Source organism: Halomicrobium zhouii (genome assembly GCF_900114435.1).
GTDB lineage: Archaea > Halobacteriota > Halobacteria > Halobacteriales > Haloarculaceae > Halomicrobium > Halomicrobium zhouii.
Genome location: NZ_FOZK01000003.1, coordinates 194386 through 218016, shown reverse-complemented (window position 1 = coordinate 218016; position 23631 = coordinate 194386). Strand labels below are relative to the sequence as shown.

Sequence of the window (23631 nt, the reverse complement as noted above, 5' to 3'; positions counted from 1 at the left end):
GGTCCGCGCTCGTGACGACATCGATTGTGCAACAGATTGTCCAACACCGGACTGAAGCGCGGTCGGACTCGGCCAGGAACGACCTGTGCTCTAGACTCCGGACACACTGGAAGCCCGACTGTCGGATCGATACCGAATCCCGCGATTCCCAGATACCCGATCTCCCGATGGTTGTAATCGCGAGCAGTACGCGAATCCGGCCGCCGCTATTTATCTGTGCATCTGAACTAGCCTGCCAAAATCTGACTTCAGCAACACAGATATAAGAACAATATTCCGCCGTTGTGGAAAGCCCTACCACAAATAAGGGTCTTTATCTGGGTGCTTGAGTTAGATTGATGTAACTGGGGGCCAAGCCACTGTACATGGCAAGCGACGGCGACGTCGACACGGGTCGGGCACACGTTCAGACCTACGTGCCGGAATATCAGAAAGCGGAGTGGGCCAGCGAGGCCGAGGCGCTGAACATGAGTCTGAGCGAGTTCGTCCGATCGATGGTACAGGCCGGAAGGAGCGACATTTCGGTGGATACCGACGTCGCGGCGATCGAGTCTGCTGACGAACCCGCTGCAACCCCATCTTCGACGCCCGAACCCCGGGGGTCGGGCGTGGAAGACCGGGTCGTCGATATCCTCGAATCGGACGAGTTCTACGACTGGGACGAATTGGTCGCTGCGTTGACCGACGACGTCGAGGAACGTCTCGAAGACGCGCTCCAGGAACTGCAGGCCGACGGCGAGGTTCAGTACAGCGGTCGAAACGGGGGGTACACGCTCGTATGAGTACTCGAAACGACACCGTCGAGGTGGACGACGATCCAGTCGAGTACTTCCTCGACGACGTCACCTATCACGGAAAGACCGAGCGCACTCGTTCGTATTACGAGCGCGTCCTCCGGGACTTCGAGGCGTTCCTCGGCGACGGCGCCCGCCCCGTCCCGCTGGCAGAAGCGAGCCATCGCGACTGCATGGCGTTCGTCCACGACCTCAGGGGCGACAAGAGCGAGTCCACCGTCGCCACGTACGCCTCCTATCTCCACCGGTTCTACGCCTACATGACGGAGGTCGGCGCCTTCGACGCCAATCCCATGACGCTCGTCATGGAGGAGATGGACGAGTCCATCAACACCGACCCGGCACGCCGAGAGATCAGCGTGCCGGAAATGCGAGCGTTCGTGGGGGACGTCCGGCACCCGCTGGAGCGGGCGATCGTCGTCACGTTCCTCAAGACCGGGATGCGTGTCGGGGAACTGTGCAACCTGGACCTCAGGGACCTCCACCTCGATTCGGGTCCGGAGGTCGGTGCCAGTGTCCGCGTGCAGATCGAATCCCGTCCGGACTCGCTGTTCGTCTCCTCGGAACCATCGCGGAACGTCGTCGTGAACGGCGAAGAACGAACGGCTTCGAACAAGCGAAAACGGGATACCACGATTCCCGTCGACGACGAGCTCCGGCGGACGTTACTCCGGTGGCTGGCGATACGCCCCGATGCCCGCTCGTCGGCGGAACCGCTGTTTACGAGCACGCGAAGCGGCTGGGGGAAGCGGCTTACGCCGGACATGGTTCACCACATGGTGGAGACGCACGCCCGGGAGCACGGCTGGTATCGCGACGGCGGCGGGGCAGCGGAGAACGTCACGCCCCACTACTTCCGGCACTTCTTCACGACACACCTCCGGGACCGCACCGGCGACAGAGGGATCGTGAAGTACCTCCGCGGCGACGTCGCCCAGGACGTCATCGATACGTACACCCACGAATGGGGCGATCGCGTCCGGTCTGAGTACCTCGCGAACGTCTACGAACTGGGGGTGTGACGGTTCGAGCCGATCATATAAACTGTATAGGGCTATACAGAACCAGGTGTTGACCGTTTTGCGACGCGATGTCCCAAATGCGACGATAGACGGGTCTCAGCGGCAGCATTCGGGTCGAAGGATTCGACTTCGTTACTGTTCGCTCAGACGATCCAGGGCATTCCAGGCCGGATCGGATGCCGGCGCGTGCCGCTGGGCACCGTCGACGAAGACCCCGTCGCCGCTGGAGACTGCTCCGACGACGGCCGCCCGCGTTCCGCGTCGCTGGAGTGCGTTCACGACTGATTCCGCGTCTTCGGCCTGGACGGTTATGACGAGCGTGCCCGTGCTCGTCACCTCCCACGGGTCGACGTCGATCGCGTCAGTTACCGGAACGACGCCCGGCGCTTCCGGTACTGCTTCCGCGTCGACGTCGAAACGAACGTCAGCGCCCCGGGCCATCTCGGTGAGCGCGCCGATAAGGCCGCCTTCGGTCGCGTCGTGCATCGCCGTGACCGTACCGGTGTCGACGGCCGTCATCGTGTCGCGAACGACACCGAACTCTTCGAGACGGCCCCTGGCCGTTTCGAGCGTCGACTCGGCGAGGTCGAGTCGTTCGGGAAAGAGGACGGTGAAGAGGGCTGCAACTTCAGCGCCAGGACCAGTCGTTACGACGATGGAATCTCCGGCAGTCGCTCCGTCCGGGCGGACGACGTCTTCGGAATCGCCGACACCCAGCACGGTCGCACCGCCGACCCAGGAGTAGTCGACGCCGGCGTAGCGTGCGGTGTGACCGGAGACGATACTCACGCCGAGTTCGCGTGCGTGGTCGGAGATGCCGACCCACATCTCGGCGAGCTCCTCGTCGGTCATCTCCGGCGGGAGCGTCAGGCTCATCGAGAGGTGCGATGGTGGGACGCCGGATACCGCGACGTCGGCGAGGACGACGTCGAGGGCGAACCGCCCTGCGCGTTCGAATCCGAGTTGCGGGAGGATCGAAATGGGATCGGTGGCGGTCACGACAGCAGTGCCGTCTACGTCGAGGACGCCGAAGTCGACGCCGTGTTTGGGACCGACGACGACGTCGTCGCGTTCCGCGCCGAGATTGGGATAGATGACCGAGTCGAAGAACTCCCTGTCTATCTTGCCGAGGTCGGGCATACCGATCGATTGCCCGCGACCCACAAGTAGCCCGGAGAATTCACTCGGTGACGGACCGGCCGACGACGTGCACGTCCGGCACGTCGAACCAGAGCGTAGTGGTCCCTCGCGGGATCTCGTCGTGCGCCGTCTTCACGAGAATCGGCGTCTCACCCCACGCACAGTGAACGCGGTACGCGTCACCGAGGAATTCCACCTGTTCGACGGTGGCCGTGATCGCGACGTCTCGCTCGTCGAAGGAGAGATCCTCGGGCCGGACTGACAGTGTCACTCGTTCTCCAGGGGCGACCGTGGACGCTGCCGCGAGTGGGACGGTCTGTTCGTCGATTGAGACGCGAGGCGGGTCCGAGTCGTCCACGGTGGCCTCGAAGACGTTGTTGTCGCCGACGAACTCGGCGACGAAGCGGGACGCGGGGGATCGATAGATCGCCTCTGGGGTCCCGACCTGTTCGAGCTTTCCGTCGGCGACGACGGCGACCCGGTCGCTGATCGCCAGCGCCTCCTCCTGGTCGTGGGTGACGTACACCGTCGTGATGTCGAGGGACTGCTGGATCTCCCGGAGTGTTACGCGGAGGCGTTCTCGGAGGCGGACGTCGAGCGCAGAGAGCGGTTCGTCGAGGAGCAGGACCTCCGGACCCGGAGCGAGCGCACGCGCCAGGGCGATGCGCTGTTGCTGACCGCCGGATAGCTCGGTCGGATCGCGCTCCCCGAGTCCGTTCATGTCTACCAGTTCGAGCAACTCCTCTACACGTGCTTGCCGAGAGACTCCGCCAGGCGCGTCCCGGAACCGGAGCCCGTAGGCGACGTTTTCCCGGACGTTCATGTGGGGAAAGAGTGCGTAGTTCTGGAAGACGACGCCGACGTTACGGTCCTCTGGGGGCCGACCAGTCACGTCTTCGCCGTCGATGGCGACGGTTCCCTCCGTGGGGGTTTCGAACCCGGCAATCGCGCGCAGCGTGGTCGTCTTGCCACACCCCGAGGGGCCGACGAGCGTGAAGAACTCCCCGTGTTCGACGGTGATGGAGACGTCGTTCAGCGCGCTGACGTCACCGAAGTCGACACTCACCCCGTCGAGTTCGACGCCGGCGTCGGTCACGGTTGCCACCGTCCCCCCACCCTGTCGATCACGACGAAACTGCCGGCGGTCACGGCGAGCAGCACCGTCCCCATCGCCGTCGCGGCGCCGAGGCTCGGTCCGAGCGACCGGTTGCCGATGTAGCGCTCGAGTGCGACTGGCATGGTGTAACTGTCGACTCCCTCGGCCAGTAAGACCGTCGAATCGAACTCGCCGACGCTGATGGCGAACGCGAATGCGGCGCCGGCGACGACGCCCGAGGCGACCAGGGGGAGTTCGATATCGACGAGCGAGCGAAACCGGGAGGCACCCAGCGACCGCGCCGCGTCGACCAGTCGCGGATCGAGGCCGCCGAGCGCCGGCGCGACGTTGCGGGTGACGAACGGGTAGGCAGCGACGGCGTGCGCGAAGACGATGGCAATCGGTCCGAGTACCGTGATCCGGTAATCGAACAGGACCGTCCCGAAGACGAGCGTCTGGAGGAGGCCGAGACCGACGACGATGCCGCTGACGGCGAGCGGGGCCGAGAGGACGGCCTCGGCGGCGCGACTCCCACTGACGTTGCGATTGGCCACGACCGCGACGACGATGCCCATCGGCAGGGCGAGTGCCAGCGTGCCGACGCCGAAGAGGAGCGAGTTGACGATGGCCGGAAGCGGTCTCGTCGTTCCGATGGCCGCGGAGGTCTGCTGGGCCAGGAGGAACCGGTAGTACTCCAGGGTAAACTGGCCGCCCGGGCCGGTAACGCTCTCGACGACCATGCTCAGGAGCGGGCCGACGAAGACGACGAGGACGACGACGCCGTAGCCCGCGAGCGCGAGTCGACGCGGGTCCCGGAGCGAGCGCACTCCGTCGAGTAACGGTCGGCGCGCCAGCGGCGTTCCGGCGCTTCGCGTCGCGACCTGGCGCGCCTCGTAGCGAAGATAGAGGTAGGTCAGCCCGAGCGAGATGACGGTCTCGATAGTCCCGAGCGCGGCGGCCTCCGTCAGTTCGAGGTTCTGGACGCGGGCATAGAGCCACACCTCGACGGTCGCCAGCTGGAGCCCGCCCAGCGCCAGGACGATGGGGAACGTCATGAACGTGAAGACGAACGTGAGCAGCGAGGCCGTCAACAGTGAGGGAAGCAACTGGGGGACGACGACGTCCCGGAAGGCTCGAAACGGGGTAGCCCCCATCGACCGTGCCGTCTCGACCTGCCGGCGGTCCACCGACTCCCAGGCGGTCGTCACGAGCCTGGTGACGAGCGGGGCGTTGTAGAAGGCGTGGGCGACGATCACGATCTCCAGCGTGAACAGGGCCTCGACCGGACCCAGACCGACGACGGCCAGGAGGTCGTTGAAGAGGCCGTTTCGGCCGAACATCGCCAGGAAACCGACGGCGACCATTATCCCCGGGAGGACGAACGGCAGGATGGTCAGGGACCTGATGGTGCGGCGGCCGGGGAACTCGTAGCGAGAGAGCAGATACGCACCGGGCAGTCCGAGCGCCACGCTGGCGACGGTCGAGAGCGCGGCCTGGTAGGCGGTGAACCCGAACAGGCCGATGGACGTCGGCGGGAGGTCGACGATAGGCCGATAGAGTTCGACGATGCCGACGTCGACGGCCGACCAGTAAAACTCGATTGCGAGAATCCACTGGAGGATTCCCGCAGGAATCCCGAGCGGGTCTGTGAAGAGGTGGTGGCCGGCGCCGGTGTAAAACGGATCTTCGAGAACGTCGAGGATGGGGGCGAGCGTCGGCTGGCCGTCACCGAAGACGGCGTCGGCGAGGACGCTCCCGACCGGGTAGTAGAAGACGACGACGAGGACGGCGACGGTGGCCGTGAGACCGAGGGGCACTGCGAACCGCTCGGCCCGTTCGCGCATCGTTACTTGCTCGCGACCTGTCGCGCCCAGTCCTCGATCCACGTACTGACGTTGCCTGCGAGTTCTTCGTAGGTAAAGGTGACCGGTTCCGGCGGCTCGTAGGCGTACTCGGTGAACTCCTCGCCCATCTCCACGCCCTCGACGGCGGGGAACTGGACGTTGCGGTCCGCGATCTCTCTCTGGGCTTCCTCCGAGAGGGCGAACTCGACGAACTTCCGACCGAGGTCGCCGTTCGACGCGCTGGAGAACATCGCCATCGCCTCGGGGTTGGCGTACCCCTGGTCTTCGAGGAAGCCGACCTGGTGTCGGGCCATGTCGACGTCCTGGTCCTTCGCGTACACCTGATCGGTCGAGTACGAGACGATCATCGGCGCCTCACCGTTCGAGTAGGCCTCGTAGGACGGTTCCCAGTCGGACATGATCGTGACGCCGTTGTCCTGGAGCCCTTGCCAGTAGTCGAGGTAGCCGTCGACCCCCTTCGCCAGGATGGTCCACAGGAGAAACGCCCGTCCAGGGTCGGACTGCTGGGCGTTCTGGACGATGAGGTCGCCCTCGTACTCCGGTTCGAGCAGGGCATCGAAGGTCTCGGGTTGCTCGACTTCGTTCTCGTCGTACACCAGGCTGATGTAGCCGGTGTCGTAGGGGAGCGCCCGTCCCTCGGGATCGATCTGGAGTCCGTCTTTGATACGGTCGGCGCCGGCAACGTCCTCACCGAGCGACTGGAACAGCGACTCGTCCAGTTGCTCGTCGGCGCGGGCGAGTTCGCCGGTGTTGAGTCCCACGAACAGGTCCGCGTCGATCGGCGCGCCCTCGTTGGCCCGCTGGACGTACTGGTTCAGGCCGTTCTCGGGCGTCGTGAACTCGACGGTCGCGTCGGGATACTCCGATTCGAAGGCGGACTTGAGCCAGTTCCCGGCGGTCCCCTCGCCAGTGAACGAGGAGTACGTCGCCACGCGGAGCGTCCCGCCGAGCGACGTCGTCGTCGGCTCCCCAGTCGTCGTGCCAGTTCCCGACTCCGTCCTGCTGGGACGCTCGTCGTCTCCGCCGGGGCTACTACAGCCGGCGAACGCCGAGACGCCGACGATACCTGCTCCCGCGTTCCGAAGAAATCGTCGTCGTTCCATTACTGGGTGTTCTTACCGAGTGGTGGGTAAATGCGTTCCTATTCTCGGGCCCGTGACAGTCGTTCCGGAAATCGACCGATGCAGGAGCGAAATTCCCGTCACCTGGCCGGAATCGGACTCTGATTCTCCGCCTGGAACAGGTCGCGAACGCGCTCTACGTCGTCGTCGAGTTCCGACTGATTCTCCAGCAAGACGGTCTCGCTGGGGAACAGCTGCGCACCGACGTCCAGGCCGTGGTCGCGAGCCGTGGACCCGGTGACGGTGACGTAGACGCCCAGCCCCGCGTCGGCGATAGCGGCCTCTTCTTCGCGTTCGTCGTCGGGGTACGTGAACTCGACACCCTCGATGGCATCCGTGCCGAGTATCGCCTCGACGAGACGCTCGTACCGCGGTGAGATACACAGCGGACCCTCGTATTCGGTGACGAACTCGCGCGTGAGCGACGGCGAGAGTGAATCGACGACAGTCGGCGTCGCGAGCAACGTGTGGTACACCGTATCCCCCATCCCGGTCACGACGCGAACGTCCGTGTCGACGGGGTCGATCCGGTCGTTGATGTCGGCGATGTCCGCAAGCGGGTCCTCCCGGAGCTCGACGACCTCTTCGAGGACGAGGTCGGCACTGTCGAACCCGAGCGCGAACTCGTGTTTGCGCAGCGCCCGGAACGGCTCCTCGCGACCGACGAGCTGGACGTCGAGGTCGCCGAACGGGACGGTCAGACTGTCGAAGACCACGCGGCGTGGCATCCCGTCGCGGTCGTCACGGAACAGGGTGTACTCGGGTTCGGTCGGGTCGGAGAGGTCGCTGTAGTCGGCCAGGCGATCGTAGACGGTGTCCTCGGCGGCCGCGTCACCTTTCGTGATCGCCTTCTCGTAGCGCAACGTCGAGATGATCCGGTCTGCTACGTCGGTGGCGTCGGCCTGTGAGGCCACCGTCTCGAGAACGGCTTCGAGAGGTCGCCCTTTCCGGGGGACGGCCACTCTGATCGTCGTCATTGCAAACAACGTAGACGGGCGCCGATAAAACGGGTCCGGTTCCTAGTTGCCGCCGCCGATGACCGAGGAGAGCTGTTCGCGCCACTCCTTGAGCTCCTCGATCTCGGCGTGGATCTCCTCGATCTTCTCGTCGACGTCGCCGTCGCCCATCTCGTCGCGGACGTCGTCGAGTTCCTCGGTGAGTTCCTCCATCCGGGTTTCGAGGTCGTCGACGGTCCCCTCGACGTCGTCGACTGTGCCTTCGACGTCGTCGACCGTCCCTTCGACGGCGTCGACGTCCGAGGAGAGCGTCGAGATCTGTTCCTCGTTCGCCTGTGCCGTGCTCTGGACCTCGTCGAGTTCGCTGTCGAAGGACTCGACCTGTTCGCGGAACTCCGAGACTTCCTCGCGGAACTCGTCGACGATCTCGTCGCCCGTCCCGTTCTCGTCGAGGAACTGTTCGAGCGCGTCGGTGTAGGCGATGACGTCGGTGACGTCCTGCTGGAGCTTCTGGACCCGCGCCTTGACGCTGCCGTCGTTGTCGCTCGCGAGGTCGAAGGCCTTGCGGAGGAGCTGGACGTCGTCCTTCGTCACGTTCTGGTTCCGCAGTTCGTTGGCCAGTGCCGCCACGAGACTGTCGCCGGAGAGTTCTACCTCCGTCGCGTCGGCGTCACTATCTCCGGAGCCAGCGTCGGCCGCGCTGTCGGATTCGTCGTCACCGGAGCCACCTGACTGGGACGTCCCCTCGTTGTTGGGGTCCTTCAGATCGAGCGTCTCGATGTCGTCGTCGTCGACGTCGTCGAGGCCGGGCACGCTGTCGGCGTCGCCGGAGATGACGTCCTTGACGGCGTCGGACCCGTCGCCGACGATGGCGCCCTCGTCGTCCTCGAGCGGCGGGTCGACCTCGTCGAACTGGGGTTCGGTGAGGAACTGTTCGACGTTGTCCGTGCCGGTTGCTCGGATGCCGTACACCGTCGTGTACTCGGCGTCGGGTTCGATCTCCCGTTCGAAGGAGATCTCGTCGTCGTCGATCGTCCAGTACTCGCTGCCGTACTCGGGGTGGAATCCCAGGTCCTCGACCGCCACGTCGTCGGGGACAACGTCTGAGAGTCGAACCGTCACCGGCTCGCTCCGTCTCGATTCGAAGTTGAACGCGATCGCGGGGACGGGGAACTCGTCCGCCTCGAAACGCTTCGTGACGGTCACCCCATCCGAGGCGATTTGAACTGCCTCGTACGCCTGGGAATCGCTCATGTTGATATTACCTTTTTGCCGTGGTCTTAAAGATACTTACTATCATTATTCTTTCCCGTTCGGTTAGGAAATATACATTCACCAGTCCACTCGGTCGCCAATCTCGACGATTTCGAGGGACTCAGGGTGTGAGAAGCTATTCATGTGGTTGTGAAGAACTGTCGGCTCTGTTGTCATTCCCTTCCACATGTCCCAGTGACTGGGGAGCAGCGTGTCGAGCTGGAGCTCGTTGGCCGCCTCGATGATCATGTTCTCGTCACTGTACCACTGGGTCCGGACCGGTTCGCCCGTCTCCTTGTCGTCGATGTTGCCGATAGCGCCGAACGCGAGCACGCCCAGGTCGATGTCGTAGTTCTCCCCGATCTCCTCGAACTCGCCCGGACGAGCGTCGCCGCCGTGGAAGAACGTCGTCTCGCCGTGTTCGAAGACGTACGAGATCGGGTGTTCCGCGTCCGGGTCGTTCGCCGGCTCGACGTGGACGGTGAGGTCGCCGATCTCCAGCGTGTCGCCCTCGACAATCTCGGTGAACTGGTCGTCTGTGACGTCCCACTCGTCGGTCCAGCCCTCCTCGTCGACGACGGCCATCCCCGAGTCCGTCGCGTAGTAGTCCGCGCCAGTCTGTTCGAGGATCGGTCCCTGCGACGGTCCGTGGACGTGGTCGATGTGTTCGTGCGTCGCCAGCACCGCGTCGGCCTCCGAGACGTCCTCGGGGTTGAACGGCACCGGAATCATCCGGAGCGTCCGAGGCGGGTCCCCGATACCGAGATACGGGTCGATGTACACCGTCGTCCCGCCGCTGGACTTCACGATGAACCCGTTACAGCCGAGGTACCAGATGGCCAGTCCGTCCGGCTCGGCGTCCTCTACGGCGCGCGGCAACCAGTCGCCCCAGTCGCTATCGACTGTCATGGATGGGCGATTGTGTGGCTGTGGCTAAGGCGTTTCGAAGCCACCTTTTTCTTCGGCCACGGACGCAGTTCTTCGCTGCGCTCAGAACTCCCTAGTCCTCACAACACCCACCAGCCTTCTCCCCGAAGTCGACGACGAGTTCGTCGGAGACGACTTCGTTGAGTTCCTGAAGGCGGAGTTCGAGTTCGCTCTGGGCGGCCAGGTACTCGCTCATTACGTCGAGGTCGTGGAGTTCCTCCTGGGCGGCCTGGAGTTCGCGAAGGCCCTCCTCGTCGGCCTGACCGGTCTGCCGGGCTAGCATGAAGTCCTCGCGGATGGCCTCGAACTTCTGGATGCGTTCCTGGGCCTCCTCGTCGTTCTCGACGGCCCGCTTGGCCTCTGCGAATCGCTCGTAGATGGGCATCTCGGTGATGGCCTCGCCGAATTCGGTGGCCAGCTGGTCGGCGCGGCTCGCACCGGTATCGTCGCGGGTCTCGGTCTCGACGCTCATTGTTCGACGTTGGGGACTCGTCGCCTATAGACCTGCCGGAGACGCCCGAGAGCGGGGTCCGGGACCCCCCGGGAAGGCTTATAGGCAGCGAGCGTGAACTCCGCGTATGGAAACCTCCATGCTGTTCGGCGGCGGCCTGGCCGTACTCGTGTTTGGCTTCCTCGCCTTCCAGGACCGGGTCGTCTCGGCGATGATGGGCCGCCGTGACTCCCAGTTCGAAGAGCTACTCGACGAACCCTGATTCGTTCGCGACACCTCACTGCTAAAACGCGGCTGTTATACGCGCCCAGTGGTTACGCCGGGGTAATGAGCCAGGAGCGTACCGACGGAGACCTGCGGAATACGGGTCTCTCCCTGAAACACGACCGGGAGTGGGACTACGAACTCGACCGCATCGTCGACGCCGTCAACGAGCGCGACGCCGAGACCGTGGGCCTCCAGTTCCCTGAAGGACTCAAGCGCCGCGGCCCGGCGGTCGCCGACGACTTGCGGGAGCTGCTGCCCGAGAACGTCCAGGTGATGATCTCCGGACAGCCCTGTTACGGCGCCTGCGACCTCGACACCTACATGATGCGCCGGACGGACGTCTTCGTCCACTTCGGCCACTCGCCGATGAAGGAGTCGGAGAAGATAATCTACGTCCCGCTGTTCTCCAACGTCGACGTCTTCCCCATCATGGAGCAGGCCCGCGAGGAGGAACTCGCGGCGCCCGAAGCGGACCCCGACGTGGGCCTCGTCACGACGGCCCAGCACATGAACAAGTTCGACGAGATGAAGACGTGGCTGGAGGAGCGCGGCTACGACGTCCACACGCGCAAGGGTGACGACCGCCTCACGCACGAGGGCCAGGTGCTGGGCTGTAACTACGCCAGCGCCGACGTCGACGCCGACCAGATGCTCTACGTCGGCGGCGGCAAGTTCCACCCGCTCGGTCTCGCGATGGAGCACCCCGAGAAGAACGTCGTCATCGCCGACCCCGTCAACAACGTCGTCACCGTCGCCGACACGGAGAAGTTCATGAAGCAGCGCTACGCCTCCGTCCACAAGGCGATGGACGCCGAGCGCTGGGGCGTTATCTTCTGTACGAAGATCGGCCAGGGTCGCTGGGACGAGGCCCAGGAGATCGTCGAGAACAACGACAACGCCTACCTCATCACGATGGACGAGGTGACGCCGGACCGGCTCACCAACTTCGGGATGGACGCGTACGTCAACACCGGCTGTCCGCGTATCACCACCGACGACGGTCCGCAGTTCAAGCAGCCCATGCTCACTCCCCAGGAATACCGCATCGCCATCGGCGAGGAGGACCTGGACCAGCTGGAGTTCGACACCTTCCACGACACCTGGTAAGTCGAACTGCCCGACCAGCGGTCCGATTACTTCTACGCATCTACAAAACTTTTTGAATGCGCATAATGTATTGTGAGTGATGGCGACAAAACGGGCTCTGGCCCAGCAACTCGGCGTCGTGGCGGGATTCGAGGACCCGCGAGCCCCCCTCGAACAGTACCGGACGCCGCCCGAGCTGGCGGCTCACCTCGTCCACCTCGCCGACCTGCGGGGGGACGTCGAAGGGAAGACGGTCCTCGACCTGGGCTGTGGGACGGGCATGCTCGCGCTGGGTGCCGCCCTACGCGGCCCGGAGCGCGTCGTCGGCGTCGACATCGACCCGGCGCCGCTCGGGACGGCCCGGGCCAACGAACGCAAGGTCGCCTCGACCACCTCCGTCTCCTGGGTCCGCGCCGACGCGACTGACCTCCCGCTCCGACCGGACCCCGCGGAGACGACGGTCGTCATGAACCCGCCGTTCGGCGCCCAGTCGGGGAACGAACACGCTGACCGGGCGTTTCTGGCGACCGCAGCAGACGTCGCCGGCGTCTCCTACTCTATCCACAATGCCGGGAGCCAGGAGTTCGTCGAGTCGTTCGCGGCCGACGAGGGCGGCGACGTCACCGACTCCTACCGGACGGAGTTCGAGCTACGGCGACAGTTCGACTTCCACGACGAGGAGAAACGGACGATCGACGCCGAAGTGTACCGCATCGAGTGGTCGTCGGACGAATAGCTTCAGTCAGTCCCCGTTCCGCCGCGCGATCTGGACGCGCGTCTCGTTCTCGATGGCGAAGATCCGGCTCTCGTCGCGTCGGAACGTAAGTCCGCCCGCGGTGACCGACGTCCCGTTCGCCGGGACGGCCGCGGTGCCCACCGTCTCACCTCGCCGCGAAACGACGAACTCGAACTGCTCGTCGGTTGGTCGGATCGAGATGTTCCGTCCGGCTATCGTGGGGTCAGCGGTTGCGGGCGCAGACGAGAAGCCGAGCGTCCGGTCCTCGCCCTCGGGACGGAGGTACACGTTGTAAACCTCTTCGTTGCCAGCTAGCGTCCAGCCCGTCCGGTTGACGACGACGCGTTCACGCCAGCTCAGTCCGCCCACGAGGACAGAGACGCGACCGCGATTCTCGAGCCGTGCCGGTCCGACCGCCGTCCGCCAGATGTACCGATCGGGGCTCGTGACGATGACGCCGCTCGTGTTGACCTGGGGCGAGTAGTCGATGACCGGGACCGAGACGGCATTGATGTACCCCTCCGGGATGTCCTCGGCGTACCCGACCGAGTAGTCGCGTACCTCGACTGTCCGGTCGGGACCAGGCTGCTGGTCGATGGGAGCGACGTTGTAGAACACCGCCGACCCGGAGAGCGAGGCCAGGAGGACGACGACGAAGGCGAGGGCGTACGTCTTGTGTACGCTCCCGAGTGACGGAACGGCGACGTCCTCGCGCCTCGTCGCTGCGATCACCACGACCGTCGCGAGGAGGAACACGACCGAGACGCCGGCCCACCGAAAGAGGACGTACCGGCCGCCGTCCGCGGGAAGGTACATCGCCCACAGGCCCTGGAACGTGGCGAAGGCGACGAGCGCGAACCAGACTCGCCGGGGTTCGGGCCAGTCGTCGCGCGAGCGGGCCAGCGCGATGGCGAGCAAGATACCGGCGAGGATTCCGATGGCGTGACCCTGGATGGCGATGTCGGCCCACCAGGGTGTGACGACGCGTGGCGTCGGTGACGCGACCGACTGGGGGTTCGTCACCGCGGAGAAAGTGAGGCTCAGGACCTGGGAACCAAGGATCGCCAGCGTCGCGAGCACCGGTCGCTGGACGATTGCGAAGCCGGCGTAGGCGAAGACGACGCCGGAGAACCCGACGACGGGACCGAGGGCGAACAGGGCCGTGAACAGGCCGACGACGATGGAGACCACCGGGACGGCGAGGATGCGGGCGTACGGGTTCGTCCGCCAGCCGGAGAACGTCTGGGCCCCGCGCTTGCGCGGGTAGTGTCCCCAGGCGTACTCCGCGATGGAAGCGTAGGCCACGGTACCTACGAGATTCCCGACAAGGTGGGACCAGCTACCGTGACTGAACGCGGCCGTCACCATCCCGAGCGGGTAGTAGTACGACCACGAACGGAACGGGATGACGAGCGGCTGTTTCGGATGCGCGAGCCCGCCCTGGACGAAGAGGTACACCGACGCGACGAACCCGACGGTGAGGGCCGTTCCCCAGGGGACGCCGTGCAAGAGGCGAGAGCGCACGCCGCTGGTTCGGCTTTCGTTCCCGGAGACGAGCGCGAGAACCAGAAGCGAGACGAGCACCGACGCGACCACCACGAGCCAGCGGTACGGCTCCAGCGTCACCAACACACCTGCCGACATATGCAGCGGAACGGACCGCGGTGGCTTATCAGTGGCGCCCGGTACCTAGCCATTCGAGCCAGGAGCGCAGGTTTTTCGACCCCCAGGGCCGTCTTACTCACTAATGGGAGTCCGCCCGCCGGCGAACGACGACGACGACGGACCCGAGGTCATCGAGTTCGGGATCGCGGCCCTGGACGCCAGACTGAGTGACGCGGACGTGACGTACCCGGCCGATGCACAGTCGCTCCGGGACGAACTGGGCCACGTCGAAGTGCCCTACGACGCGTCCGGACACGCGATGACGCTCGCCGACGCGCTCGAGGAGATCGACCGACGCGAGTTCGAGCACGAGCAGGACCTGCTGAACGCGCTACACCCCGTGTTCGAATCCAGACGCGAGGCAACCGGCAACAGCTTGCTCGCTCAGTTACGGTCGCTGATCCCGTTCTAGGACTCCGCCGGGTCGACGCCGCTCTCGTCGACCGTCGACTCCTCGACGTCCGCCGACTGACCGGCCGCGTCCTCACCCACTGTACCCGCGTCTTCGTCTTTCTCGCCGATTTTGCGGGCGATCTGCTGGATCTGGTGGGTCTGTTCGCGATTGACGGCGACGATCATGTCCGAGAGGACGGCGAACATCAACAACTGGACACCGAGCAGTACTGCCGACCCCGCGAGGAACGCGATGACCTCGTGGGAGATGCTCCTGACGAACCACTCGTAGGCGACGTAGGCCGCCAGACCGAACCCCGTGAGCGTACTCAGCGTCCCCACGCTGCCGAAGTAGAACAGCGGATTGTTCGTCTTGGCCATCTGGTAGAGCGTAAGAATGATGTTCGCGCCGTCGCGAAACGGGCGCAGATTCGTCTCGGAGTCCTCCGGCCGGGGCTCGTAGGTGATGGGGACCACCGCCGTCCTGACGTTGTGTTTGACGCACTCGACGGACATCTCCGTCTCGATGCCGAACCCGTCGGCCCGGAGGTGGAGCCGGTTCGCCGATTCGAGCGTGAACGCGCGGTAGCCCGAGAGGATGTCGACGAGGTCCCGGCCGTGAATCAGCGAGAACGACCGGTTGATGACGCGATTGCCGATCTGGTTGAGTCGAGTCATCGCCCCGGACTGCATGTTCGCAAACCGGTTGCCGATGACGTGTTCGGCCTCCCCCGACAGCAACGGGTCGAGAAGTCGTTCGGCCTCCTCGGGCCGATACGTCGAGTCGCCGTCGAGCATCAGGACGTACGGACGGTCGACGTGGCGCTGGAGCGCCTCTCGGACCGCCTGGCCCTTCCCTGTCCCGGACTGTTCGACGACGCGTGCGCCCGCCTCTCGCGCGACTGCCTGCGTGTCGTCCGCGGACCCGCCGTCGACGACGAGGACGTGTTCGTACCCCTGGTCGACGAACCCTGTCACGACTGCACCGATCGTCTCGGCCTCGTTGTACGTGGGCACGAGGACGCAGACGTCGTCGCTATCCGCCATTGGCAGTATTCGTCACGCCGCCAGCAAAAAGCTGCGGATCGGAAGTGAGGCACCGACTCTCCGTCGATCCCCGGACGTCCGGCCGCCCAATTCGAGTGAAATTTCGGCTACTCGTCCTTCGGCTACTCGTCCACGCGGTTCTCGCTCAGGTGCTCCCACACTTCGGTACAGCCACATCCGTCCTCGACGCCAGCGAGATGCTCGTCTTCGGCCCGTGAAGCGTCGTCCGTCTCTGATTCCACCTCGTCCGCCACCGCCTCCGTCTCCGCGATCTGCTGTTCGTCCATAGTTACTAATCTTGCGAGTAACTACTGGCGTCGGGTGCATATACGTTTCGGCCCCCTTTTGTACGGGCCGATAAAAGTATAGGGTATGACCGGCCGGGCAGACGACGTCTTCGACCTGCTGGGGCTGACAGAGTACGAGGAGACCGCGCTCGAGCAGCTGATATCCCTCGGGCAGACGTCGGCACCCAATCTCGCCGAGGCGACCGGCATCCCCAAAGCACGCATCTACGGCGTGCTGGACGCCCTCTCTGACCGTGGATTCATCAAGGTCATTCCCGGGCGACCGAAGCAGTACCAGTCAAAAGCGCCGGCGGAGATTCTGGACAGGGCCGTCGAGAACCAGCGCCAGGAGTACGAACAGTTCGAGGCCGAACTCGATTCTCGCCGCGAGGCGTTCCTCTCCGAGTACGAACCGCTGTTCGAGCGCGCAACCGAGTCCGTCACCCCGACGTCGGAGCTGTTCCACGTCGTCGACGTCGGCGAACCCAGCGAGCGGGAGACGCGCCGAATCTACGACGACGCCGAGAGGGAACTGCTCGTCATGTCGAAGAGCTTCGAGTACTTCGACTCGGTCCGCCCCGCCTTCGAGGCGGCCCTCGACAGGGGAATAGACGTCTCCGTCCTCCTTGTCGACCCAGAACGGCTGAGCGAGGAGAACAGGGCCGTCCAGGCAGGGATCGTCGAGGAGATCACGGAGTCGTATCCCGACGTCGGCGTTCGGTTCAGCGAGGAACGACTCCCCTGGCGCGGCACCGTTGCCGACCCGAGCATGGCGTACGACTCCGGGACGGCGATTCTGCTGGTGCAAGAAGACGAGGTCCCCAACCACATGCGCCAGGCCGCGATTACGGACAACGGCGCCTTCGTCGCCGGGCTGAAGCGGTACTTCGACCTGGTCTGGGAGTACGAGAGTCTATCCGGCTCGGGCTGAAGGGGCCGAATCACGAGATATTTATCCCTGCCCTCGGCTACCAGAACCATGCGCATCCTCTTTCTCACGGAGGAACGGATATCGTTCTCCGACGCGCTCGTGAGGGGAGGAGCGATTCACGTCCGTAACGTCGTACAAGGGCTCCGTGAGCGCAGACACGATGTCCTCCTCCTGGACTGGAACGAAAATCCAGAACGGAACTTCCAGAGGTCAGTTGATCCCCTGAGCCGGTTTGTTGAGGGTCCCACTCGAACGGCGGTCCACGCCACTCACGTGGCACGGCGCCATGACGTCGACGTCATCGTCTCGAAGACGCGAAAGACCTACCTTCCCGGACTGATAGCGTCGCGTGCGGCCGGCGTTCCGCACGTAGTGCACGTCGGTTCTTCGCTAGACCGTCCTGTCGCAGGCGCTGCCGACCGGCTAAACGTTGCATCGATGGCAGCAAGACTCCGTGCACCTCACGACGCGTACTTCGTCGTTTGCGAGTACATCCGGGACCAGCTCCTGGACCGCGGTGTCCACCGGGACCGTATCTTCGACGTGAGCAACGCCGTCGACACCGAGCGGTTCCATCCGAACGACATACCCAAACCGCTGGATGACGACTATCACAAGCGGATCGAATCGCTCGACGGCGACTTTCTCCTCGGCTACGTCGGCGGGCTCCAACCGTACAAGGGCCTCGACGACCTCGCGACCGCTTTCAGGTCGACGGAGGCGGACTGCGAGGTGATCGTCGCGGGAGACGGCCCCCAACGCTCGCGGCTGGAACGCTCGTTCGGTGACGCGGCCACGTTCCTCGGATCGATCCCCTACGAGCAGATACCCGCGCTGTACCACGAGATGGACGTCTTCGTTCTCCCGTCGCACACGGAGGGGCTCCCGAGGGTGGTCCTCGAAGCTCAGGCGACGGCGACTCCCGTCATCGCGACGCGCGTCGGCGGCATCCCGGAAGTCGTCGAAGACGGTGAGACCGGGCTGCTCTGTGAGCCGAAACGGCCGTCGGATCTCGCGATCGCGATTGAGCGATTGGCCACCGATACCTCCGAGCGAGAGAGACTGGGAGTGAATGGGAGAGATGTCGTCCAAGGCGAATTGTCGTGGGAAGCCACATACGACCGGTACGAACGATATCTCGATCAGGTTGTCGGCTAACCAATGAGCGAAGACAAGAATCAGGCTATCCGCGATATCGTCAAAGGGGCCAGTATCGTGTACGTTGGCCTCTTTCTCGAACTCCTCATCGCGTTCGTCGCACAGGTAATCGCCGCCAGATATCTCTCCGTAAGCGAATTCGGCGGACTGACAGCTGGAACAGCACTACTGGACATCGGTAGTATCCTCGCGGGCCTGGGGCTAGCGTCGGGGCTCACCCGGTATCTCCCCCGGATCGGAGACGAAGAAAAGCGGATGCTAGCTTCGACTACGATCGTCATCACTTTCGTCACCTCAGTCCTGTTAGGTACAGTCGTAACTCTGAACGCTTCGTTCATTGCTAGCGAGATATTCGGTAATCCAGAGGTAACAGTCAGCATTCGAACATTCGGCGCAGCGATCCCCTTCGCCGCGTTACTCAACGTCTCTGTGGGGGGAATCCGTGGTCAAGAACGGTCGCTCTATCGGGTATACGTCAAGAATATAATTCACCCGGTGACGAGATTCGTACTAGTTATTGGCGCAGTCGTGTACGGGCTCGGACAGGTAGGCCTGGCGAGTGCGTACGCAGCCCCATACATCGTGAGTGGGGCCATCGCACTTCTTCTCTTGCATAGAACACTACCACGGACCAGTTCGTCCTTCGATAGTGAGCTCTTCACCCGAGTCACTCGGTATTCACTTCCGTTTACTATCTCTGGAGTTACCGGTTTCGTGTACCGAAGTATCGATATATTTCTCATCCTTTATTTCCTCGGAGACACGGCGACGGGGATCTACGGTGTCGCGTACGCCGCTGTGAGTTTCATGGGTATGTATTCGACGGCGTTTAATTATCTCGGATCGCCTATCGCTAGCAAACTCGAGAGCGACGGGAACGTCGACGACGTAATGGATATGTTCAGTTCAGTGGCCAGGTGGTTAGTCATCGCGAGTGTCTGTACACTCGTTCCGCTCGGTGTGTTTTCGACCGAATTTATTAGTATCATCTATGAATCAAAGTACGCAAGCGGTGGTCCAGTGCTGTTGATCCTGGCAGCAGGATTCGCTGCGAAGAACGTACTGAGTATTCACAGTCCCATACTCGAGTCTCTCGGGCTATCCAAGACCATCTCGTTCAACAGCGTCGTGGCAGCAGCCGTCAATCTCGGTCTGAATATCCTTCTCATCCCCGAATTCGGTATCACTGGCGCGGCCGTTGCAACGGTGATTTCGTTCCTCGTGCGAGATGGACTTGCCGCAGTTGAGGTATACTATCATCTTGGTACCACGCCGATATCTTGGCAGGTCATTCGACCGGTGGCCGTGGCTATTCCGTCCCTGACGATATTCGCGACTATCATTGCACCCGAAATTCCGACCACCATACCCTGGTTGATCGGGGCAACCGGGTCGTTCACTGTCAGTCTCGTTCTCGGTGTCCTGTTCGTATTCGGTCTTTCGAAGACGGAAGTAATGGTCATTCGGTCGGCGGAAGAACGCTACAACCTGAACCTCGGGCCATTCGATCGGTTGGTCCGTCACCTTGCTCGACGATAAGCTTTCGATGCATTCGGAATCAATACTGATATACCGCATTCATTACGACTGACGCTCAATGACTGTCGGTCCCCGACGTGCCCTTTCAGAGATCCGAAAGAACTTCTCGTCGTTCAACTGGTGGCGTAATCGAGTTCTCGTCCCGTATCTTTTCGGGACTGCGACGAGGCTCTATCCCGGATATCCTGGATACGAAAACGCCGTCAGAGTCATGGACGAAGACTGGGATACCATGATCGTTCTCGATGCCTGCCGGGCAGACATCTTTCAGGAAGTCGTGGATCTCTCGGAATTCGACGGCTACGAGACTCGCATCAGTCTGGGAAGTCACTCGAGCGAGTTTACACGACGAAATTTCCAGGGAGAAGAGTTCGGAGATACCGTCTACGTCTCCGCAAACCCACACACCTCGCTCGAAGCCGGTGACGCCTTCTACCACATTTACGAACTCTGGGAGGATCAGTTCGACGAGACCGCCGGCGTCGTCCTTCCTGACGTCGTCCGTGACGCGGCCATCGAGGCACACGACCGCTTTCCGGACAAGCGTCTCATCGTACACTTTATGCAGCCCCATGGCCCATTCGTTGGAAGTGAAGTCAGTGATACAGTGCGTGACGAAGCTGAGTACTGGCGAGGGTACAGGGAGAATTTGGAATACGTTCTCCCATTCGCCGAAGACATCATCGAGTCCGTTCCGGGAAAGACAGTCGTAACGGCGGACCACGGACAGATCCACGCCTCTGGCCTCGCCGACAAACTCGGACTCGACGGACACAAACCGAGACTCCGGCTTCCTGGACTTGTCGAGGTCCCGTGGGCGGTCGTCGAGGATGAACGCCGCGAGATTCGCACCGGCGAAACGAACGAAGCCAGCGGCGAACAGATCCAGAATCGATTAGAGGACCTCGGTTATCTCTGACTCGCTGGAAAGTTCAGTCGACGTATCCCAGGTCTTCGAGACGCTGTTTTACCTCGTCGCTCTCCTCCACGTCCGGAAGGTCGGTGTCGGTAGCGCGTGCCTCAGCAATGTGGTCTTCGAGTAGGTTCCGGAACCGTTCTACGACCTCGTGATTCTCCCCGCTTACGTCGACGGTCTCCCCAGGATCATCGACGAGGTGGTACAGTTCGACCGTATCCTGCTCTCGGTCCCACAGGAGCTTCCACTCCGGCGTTCGAGTCGCCAACATCTCCCCGCCGGATGCGGTGCAGATGACCACGCCCTCTTCACGCTCGTCCCCGTCCATGAGTGGTTTCAGACTGTGCCCCTGAACAGCGGCGGGAGTCTCGACACCTAGTAGGTCGTAGAGCGTCGGTGGTACGTCGATAAGGGAAACCTGCTGATCGATTCGTCGTCCTTCCCGGCCGGGTACGTCGAACACCAGTGGGACGTGGACGAGTTCGTCGTAGTTGTAGGGATGGTGGCCGTAGCGACCGTGTTCGCCGAACGCCTCCCCGTGGTCCGCGGTGACGACGATGGCCGTGTCCTCCCGGGCGTCTTGTGCTTCGAGCGCTTCGAGGAGACGGTTCAGGTTGTGATCCATGTACCGAATCTCGGCGTCGTAAAGGGTGAGCAGGTCCGCATCGTCCTCCGCAGTGAGAGACTCGGGATTCTCCTGCATCCGGCCGTTGAGGTCTGCCGTCCGTCGGGTCGAAAGTGGGTCGGCACCGATGTCCTCGAAGAAGCGGTCCGGCGGCGTAAACGGGTAGTGGACGTCCATGTAGTGGAGCCACATGAAGTAGGGGCTTTTGCCGTCCCAGTTAGTCTCCAGCCAGTCGATGGCCTGGTTGGTGATTTCGGTCGCGGGCGCATAGGCAGAGGTGTCGGTAGTCAACGTCAGGTAGTGCCAGACCCGCCGGAGAATACTGTAAAGCCAGGAATCAGAGGGAACGTGCTCGTCGACAACGTTCTTGATAGTGCGCGCATCGTCGTCATCCTCAGAGCCGTCGTTGAACGTATCGAATCCGTGATTGAAATTTTTCTCGGGGCCCAAATGGGGGTTCGAGTGGTAGCCGACTGTCCGCATCCCCGCGTTCTGAAGCGTTTCCGAGAGAAACGGGCGGCGTTCGTCGAGATAGCGGTAGCCTCCATACATCGCGGGGTAGGTGCCTGTCAGCAGGGTTGGAAAACTGGAGGGCGTGTTTGGCCCATTCGCGAACGCGTTCTCGAAAGAGAATCCCTTCTCGGCGAGTTCTGAGAGAGTTGGTGCCGGATCAACGTCCCGGTCAGATCTGAGAGATCTATCGTACCGAAGACTGTCAATGGTAACGAGGACAACGTTAGATACGGGCATTTGCGTCGATATTCCGATACAGCGTACATTAGTATTTGCCTTCGAATTTGTGGCGGTTCGTCGTTCGTTCCAGACTTCCCTGGGAAATCCAAAATTTTACTATCCTTTTGAGAGTTGATGAAGCGTATCGACTCCCGATGCCACGGAATGCTATCCTGATAACCGTCGATTGTTTGCGATACGACTGCCTCTCGGTCGCTGGATACGACCGCCCGGTCTCTCCCACCATGGACGCCCTTGCAGAAGAGGGCGCGTTCTGTGACCAGGCCATCACGACTGGACCGAACACCCGGACGAGTTTCCCGGGGATCCTCTGTTCGTCGTACCCGCTGATGTACGGCGGGTACGCTCAGTTGACGGGAGACCGCCACATGATTGCAGAGGTTTTTCGAGATCGTGGTTTTCGGACCCTTGGCATCAACACGAATACGCAACTGCACTCTCAGTTCGGGTGGGATCGGGGGTGGGACCTGTACTACGATAGTGAGCAGACCGTCGTTTCCGACCCGGAAATGTGCCTCTGGGACGAGGACGACGGGACTGGCCCCTCGCGAACGGACGATTACCTGGAGAGAGCGAAAGAAAAAGTCTATGAGACACTCGACCAGGACAGTTTGGCATATCGTCTGGTCGAGTCGCTCTACCGGCAGATCGGATCGCGCACCGCACCGCACGACTCGGCCAGTGCGGCTGTCGACCGAACCTTCCAGTACCTGGACGCCCTCTCGGATGAAAAGCCGCTGTTCCTGTGGATCCACTTTATGGAACCGCACTCGCCGTACGTTCCTCCAAAATCCTACCGCGATCAGTTCCTCGACGAACAGGTTTCGGACGGCGAATTGTGGCGAATCAACGATAAGGTCAACACGAAAGAGGACCAGGTGACAGAGCAAGAGGTTTCGGTCGTTTCCGATCTCTACGACGCGTCCGTGCGGGTGGTGGACGACCAGATCGGTCGCTTAATCGACGGCCTGCGGGAACGGGGATACTGGCAAGACTCAGTTGCGATGCTCGTCGGCGATCACGGAGAAGCGTTCGGTGAACACGGTGAACTGGCCCACGGCGGCCGACCCTACGATGAGCTCGTCCGCGTCCCACTGATCGTCAGGCGAGGTAATGAGGACATCTCGTTCCCCGAAGGCGTAACTTCGACCATCGACATCGCGCCAACGTTGCTGGACGCCACCTGTGAAGAATCAGCGATTCCGGACACCTTCCACGGGGTTTCGCTCGACCCGATACTTCGGGGTGAAAGACCGATGCCGGACGATCGGACAGTCTTCAGCCAGATCGCCTCCGGTGGCTGGCGTGATATTGACCTTAGCAACCGGATCACGGCCTGTCGGACCGACGAGTGGAAGCTCGTCACCTCGGTTCAGGAAAACGACGCCGACGAACTATTCTATATCCCCGACGATCAGTACGAGCGGAAGAACCGCGCGGCTGCTGAGCCGTCAGTCCTCGAAGACATGCTAGGCCGTGTCGGCGACCACTACGCGCTGGACGCCTACGAGCACTACAGTATCGAAGATGCGGTCGAACCCGACGACCTCGGCGAGCAACTCGAAGCGCTCGGCTACATTAAGTGAGATCCCGAGTCCATCG

General features: G+C 62.8%; 23 protein-coding genes. 11 read left to right on the top strand and 12 right to left on the bottom strand.

Annotated features, from left to right (window positions below; all coding sequences use genetic code 11):
* The first annotated feature begins 365 nt into the window (after nt 1-365).
* Both BM337_RS14810 and BM337_RS14805 read left to right on the top strand, forming a co-directional pair.
* Nucleotides 366-782 (top strand): DUF5805 domain-containing protein, encoded by a 417-nt coding sequence (locus BM337_RS14810; protein WP_089817421.1) that lies wholly within the window; start codon nt 366-368, stop codon nt 780-782.
* A complete protein-coding gene (locus BM337_RS14805; RefSeq protein WP_089817420.1) occupies nt 779-1816 on the top strand; it encodes a tyrosine-type recombinase/integrase in 1038 nt (345 codons plus the stop codon). The genes BM337_RS14810 and BM337_RS14805 overlap by 4 nt, the downstream gene beginning before the upstream one ends.
* Nucleotides 1817-1948: 132 nt before the next feature.
* On the opposite strand, the gene BM337_RS14800 is transcribed toward BM337_RS14805, so the two are convergent.
* From BM337_RS14800 to BM337_RS14765, 8 genes are all read right to left on the bottom strand, one after another.
* A complete protein-coding gene (locus BM337_RS14800; RefSeq protein WP_089817419.1) occupies nt 1949-2956 on the bottom strand; it encodes an AIR synthase family protein in 1008 nt (335 codons plus the stop codon).
* A gap of 40 nt (nt 2957-2996) precedes the next feature.
* Entirely contained in the window at nt 2997-4061 is a 1065-nt protein-coding gene (locus BM337_RS14795) for an ABC transporter ATP-binding protein (RefSeq protein ID WP_089817418.1), read from the bottom strand.
* Nucleotides 4049-5896: an ABC transporter permease gene (locus BM337_RS14790; RefSeq protein WP_177227598.1), complete on the bottom strand. Its 1848-nt coding sequence runs from the start codon at nt 5894-5896 to the stop codon at nt 4049-4051. The genes BM337_RS14795 and BM337_RS14790 overlap by 13 nt, the downstream gene beginning before the upstream one ends.
* Nucleotides 5897-5898: 2 nt before the next feature.
* Entirely contained in the window at nt 5899-7020 is a 1122-nt protein-coding gene (locus BM337_RS14785) for a thiamine ABC transporter substrate-binding protein (RefSeq protein ID WP_089817417.1), read from the bottom strand.
* A gap of 98 nt (nt 7021-7118) precedes the next feature.
* Nucleotides 7119-8015: a phosphoribosyltransferase HisG-related protein gene (locus BM337_RS14780; RefSeq protein ID WP_089817416.1), complete on the bottom strand. Its 897-nt coding sequence runs from the start codon at nt 8013-8015 to the stop codon at nt 7119-7121.
* A gap of 42 nt (nt 8016-8057) precedes the next feature.
* Nucleotides 8058-9248, bottom strand: a complete 1191-nt coding sequence (locus BM337_RS14775; RefSeq protein WP_089817415.1) for a hypothetical protein — start codon at nt 9246-9248, stop codon at nt 8058-8060.
* A 78-nt stretch (nt 9249-9326) separates the two neighbouring features.
* On the bottom strand, nt 9327-10157 hold the full coding sequence (locus BM337_RS14770; RefSeq protein WP_089817414.1) for an MBL fold metallo-hydrolase: 831 nt from the start codon (nt 10155-10157) through the stop codon (nt 9327-9329).
* 91 nt (nt 10158-10248) lie between these two features.
* Nucleotides 10249-10647 (bottom strand): YlbF/YmcA family competence regulator, encoded by a 399-nt coding sequence (locus BM337_RS14765; protein ID WP_089817413.1) that lies wholly within the window; start codon nt 10645-10647, stop codon nt 10249-10251.
* Nucleotides 10648-10753: 106 nt separating this feature from the next.
* On the opposite strand from BM337_RS14765, the gene BM337_RS21770 reads away from it, so the two are divergent.
* From BM337_RS21770 to BM337_RS14755, 3 genes are all read left to right on the top strand, one after another.
* On the top strand, nt 10754-10888 hold the full coding sequence (locus tag BM337_RS21770) for a hypothetical protein (RefSeq protein ID WP_281244906.1): 135 nt from the start codon (nt 10754-10756) through the stop codon (nt 10886-10888).
* A gap of 65 nt (nt 10889-10953) precedes the next feature.
* The gene (gene dph2 / locus BM337_RS14760) at nt 10954-12000 is read left to right on the top strand and encodes a diphthamide biosynthesis enzyme Dph2 (protein WP_089817412.1); all 1047 of its coding nucleotides are present in this window, start codon (nt 10954-10956) and stop codon (nt 11998-12000) included.
* A 79-nt stretch (nt 12001-12079) separates the two neighbouring features.
* A complete protein-coding gene (locus tag BM337_RS14755; RefSeq protein WP_089817411.1) occupies nt 12080-12715 on the top strand; it encodes an METTL5 family protein in 636 nt (211 codons plus the stop codon).
* A gap of 6 nt (nt 12716-12721) precedes the next feature.
* Here the strand turns inward: BM337_RS14755 and BM337_RS14750 are convergent, their stop codons facing one another.
* A complete protein-coding gene (locus tag BM337_RS14750) occupies nt 12722-14341 on the bottom strand; it encodes a rhomboid family intramembrane serine protease (protein WP_245778680.1) in 1620 nt (539 codons plus the stop codon).
* 121 nt (nt 14342-14462) lie between these two features.
* Here BM337_RS14750 and BM337_RS14745 point away from each other — a divergent pair, with 121 nt between their 5' ends.
* A complete protein-coding gene (locus tag BM337_RS14745) occupies nt 14463-14792 on the top strand; it encodes a DUF5789 family protein (RefSeq protein WP_089817409.1) in 330 nt (109 codons plus the stop codon).
* Here the strand turns inward: BM337_RS14745 and aglJ are convergent.
* Nucleotides 14789-15820 carry an S-layer glycoprotein N-glycosyltransferase AglJ gene (aglJ, locus tag BM337_RS14740; RefSeq protein WP_089817408.1) on the bottom strand — a complete coding sequence of 344 codons (1032 nt, stop codon included), beginning with the start codon at nt 15818-15820 and terminating at the stop codon, nt 14789-14791. The two genes, BM337_RS14745 and aglJ, sit on opposite strands and share 4 nt — an antisense overlap.
* Before the next feature lie 122 nt (nt 15821-15942).
* The gene (locus BM337_RS21230) at nt 15943-16107 is read right to left on the bottom strand and encodes a hypothetical protein (RefSeq protein ID WP_177227553.1); all 165 of its coding nucleotides are present in this window, start codon (nt 16105-16107) and stop codon (nt 15943-15945) included.
* A gap of 85 nt (nt 16108-16192) precedes the next feature.
* On the opposite strand from BM337_RS21230, the gene BM337_RS14735 reads away from it, so the two are divergent.
* Genes BM337_RS14735 through BM337_RS14720 form a run of 4 tightly spaced genes read left to right on the top strand, consistent with a single transcriptional unit; the run spans nt 16193 to nt 20654 of the window.
* Nucleotides 16193-17038 (top strand): TrmB family transcriptional regulator, encoded by an 846-nt coding sequence (locus BM337_RS14735; protein ID WP_089817407.1) that lies wholly within the window; start codon nt 16193-16195, stop codon nt 17036-17038.
* A 48-nt stretch (nt 17039-17086) separates the two neighbouring features.
* The gene (locus BM337_RS14730; RefSeq protein ID WP_089817406.1) at nt 17087-18196 is read left to right on the top strand and encodes a glycosyltransferase family 4 protein; all 1110 of its coding nucleotides are present in this window, start codon (nt 17087-17089) and stop codon (nt 18194-18196) included.
* 3 nt (nt 18197-18199) lie between these two features.
* A complete protein-coding gene (locus tag BM337_RS14725) occupies nt 18200-19735 on the top strand; it encodes an oligosaccharide flippase family protein (RefSeq protein WP_089817405.1) in 1536 nt (511 codons plus the stop codon).
* A gap of 58 nt (nt 19736-19793) precedes the next feature.
* On the top strand, nt 19794-20654 hold the full coding sequence (locus BM337_RS14720) for a hypothetical protein (RefSeq protein WP_143117729.1): 861 nt from the start codon (nt 19794-19796) through the stop codon (nt 20652-20654).
* 13 nt (nt 20655-20667) lie between these two features.
* Here the strand turns inward: BM337_RS14720 and BM337_RS14715 are convergent, their stop codons facing one another.
* A complete protein-coding gene (locus tag BM337_RS14715; RefSeq protein WP_089817403.1) occupies nt 20668-22026 on the bottom strand; it encodes a sulfatase in 1359 nt (452 codons plus the stop codon).
* A 137-nt stretch (nt 22027-22163) separates the two neighbouring features.
* Here BM337_RS14715 and BM337_RS14710 point away from each other — a divergent pair, with 137 nt between their 5' ends.
* The gene (locus BM337_RS14710) at nt 22164-23615 is read left to right on the top strand and encodes a sulfatase (RefSeq protein WP_089817402.1); all 1452 of its coding nucleotides are present in this window, start codon (nt 22164-22166) and stop codon (nt 23613-23615) included.
* Nucleotides 23616-23631 lie beyond the last annotated feature (16 nt).

Excerpts from the sequence above, each read along its gene's own strand:
- BM337_RS14810 (WP_089817421.1), top strand. The coding sequence starts at position 366 with ATGGCAAGCGACGGCGACGTCGACACGGGTCGGGCACACGTTCAGACC.
- BM337_RS14805 (WP_089817420.1), top strand. The coding sequence starts at position 779 with ATGAGTACTCGAAACGACACCGTCGAGGTGGACGACGATCCAGTCGAG.
- BM337_RS14800 (WP_089817419.1), bottom strand. The coding sequence starts at position 2,956 with ATGCCCGACCTCGGCAAGATAGACAGGGAGTTCTTCGACTCGGTCATC.
- BM337_RS14790 (WP_177227598.1), bottom strand. The coding sequence starts at position 5,896 with ATGCGCGAACGGGCCGAGCGGTTCGCAGTGCCCCTCGGTCTCACGGCC.
- BM337_RS14785 (WP_089817417.1), bottom strand. The coding sequence starts at position 7,020 with ATGGAACGACGACGATTTCTTCGGAACGCGGGAGCAGGTATCGTCGGC.
- BM337_RS14780 (WP_089817416.1), bottom strand. The coding sequence starts at position 8,015 with ATGACGACGATCAGAGTGGCCGTCCCCCGGAAAGGGCGACCTCTCGAA.
- BM337_RS14775 (WP_089817415.1), bottom strand. The coding sequence starts at position 9,248 with ATGAGCGATTCCCAGGCGTACGAGGCAGTTCAAATCGCCTCGGATGGG.
- BM337_RS14770 (WP_089817414.1), bottom strand. The coding sequence starts at position 10,157 with ATGACAGTCGATAGCGACTGGGGCGACTGGTTGCCGCGCGCCGTAGAG.
- BM337_RS14765 (WP_089817413.1), bottom strand. The coding sequence starts at position 10,647 with ATGAGCGTCGAGACCGAGACCCGCGACGATACCGGTGCGAGCCGCGCC.
- BM337_RS21770 (WP_281244906.1), top strand. The coding sequence starts at position 10,754 with ATGGAAACCTCCATGCTGTTCGGCGGCGGCCTGGCCGTACTCGTGTTT.
- dph2 (WP_089817412.1), top strand. The coding sequence starts at position 10,954 with ATGAGCCAGGAGCGTACCGACGGAGACCTGCGGAATACGGGTCTCTCC.
- BM337_RS14755 (WP_089817411.1), top strand. The coding sequence starts at position 12,080 with ATGGCGACAAAACGGGCTCTGGCCCAGCAACTCGGCGTCGTGGCGGGA.
- BM337_RS14745 (WP_089817409.1), top strand. The coding sequence starts at position 14,463 with ATGGGAGTCCGCCCGCCGGCGAACGACGACGACGACGGACCCGAGGTC.
- aglJ (WP_089817408.1), bottom strand. The coding sequence starts at position 15,820 with ATGGCGGATAGCGACGACGTCTGCGTCCTCGTGCCCACGTACAACGAG.
- BM337_RS21230 (WP_177227553.1), bottom strand. The coding sequence starts at position 16,107 with ATGGACGAACAGCAGATCGCGGAGACGGAGGCGGTGGCGGACGAGGTG.
- BM337_RS14735 (WP_089817407.1), top strand. The coding sequence starts at position 16,193 with ATGACCGGCCGGGCAGACGACGTCTTCGACCTGCTGGGGCTGACAGAG.
- BM337_RS14730 (WP_089817406.1), top strand. The coding sequence starts at position 17,087 with ATGCGCATCCTCTTTCTCACGGAGGAACGGATATCGTTCTCCGACGCG.
- BM337_RS14725 (WP_089817405.1), top strand. The coding sequence starts at position 18,200 with ATGAGCGAAGACAAGAATCAGGCTATCCGCGATATCGTCAAAGGGGCC.
- BM337_RS14720 (WP_143117729.1), top strand. The coding sequence starts at position 19,794 with ATGACTGTCGGTCCCCGACGTGCCCTTTCAGAGATCCGAAAGAACTTC.
- BM337_RS14715 (WP_089817403.1), bottom strand. The coding sequence starts at position 22,026 with ATGCCCGTATCTAACGTTGTCCTCGTTACCATTGACAGTCTTCGGTAC.
- BM337_RS14710 (WP_089817402.1), top strand. The coding sequence starts at position 22,164 with ATGCCACGGAATGCTATCCTGATAACCGTCGATTGTTTGCGATACGAC.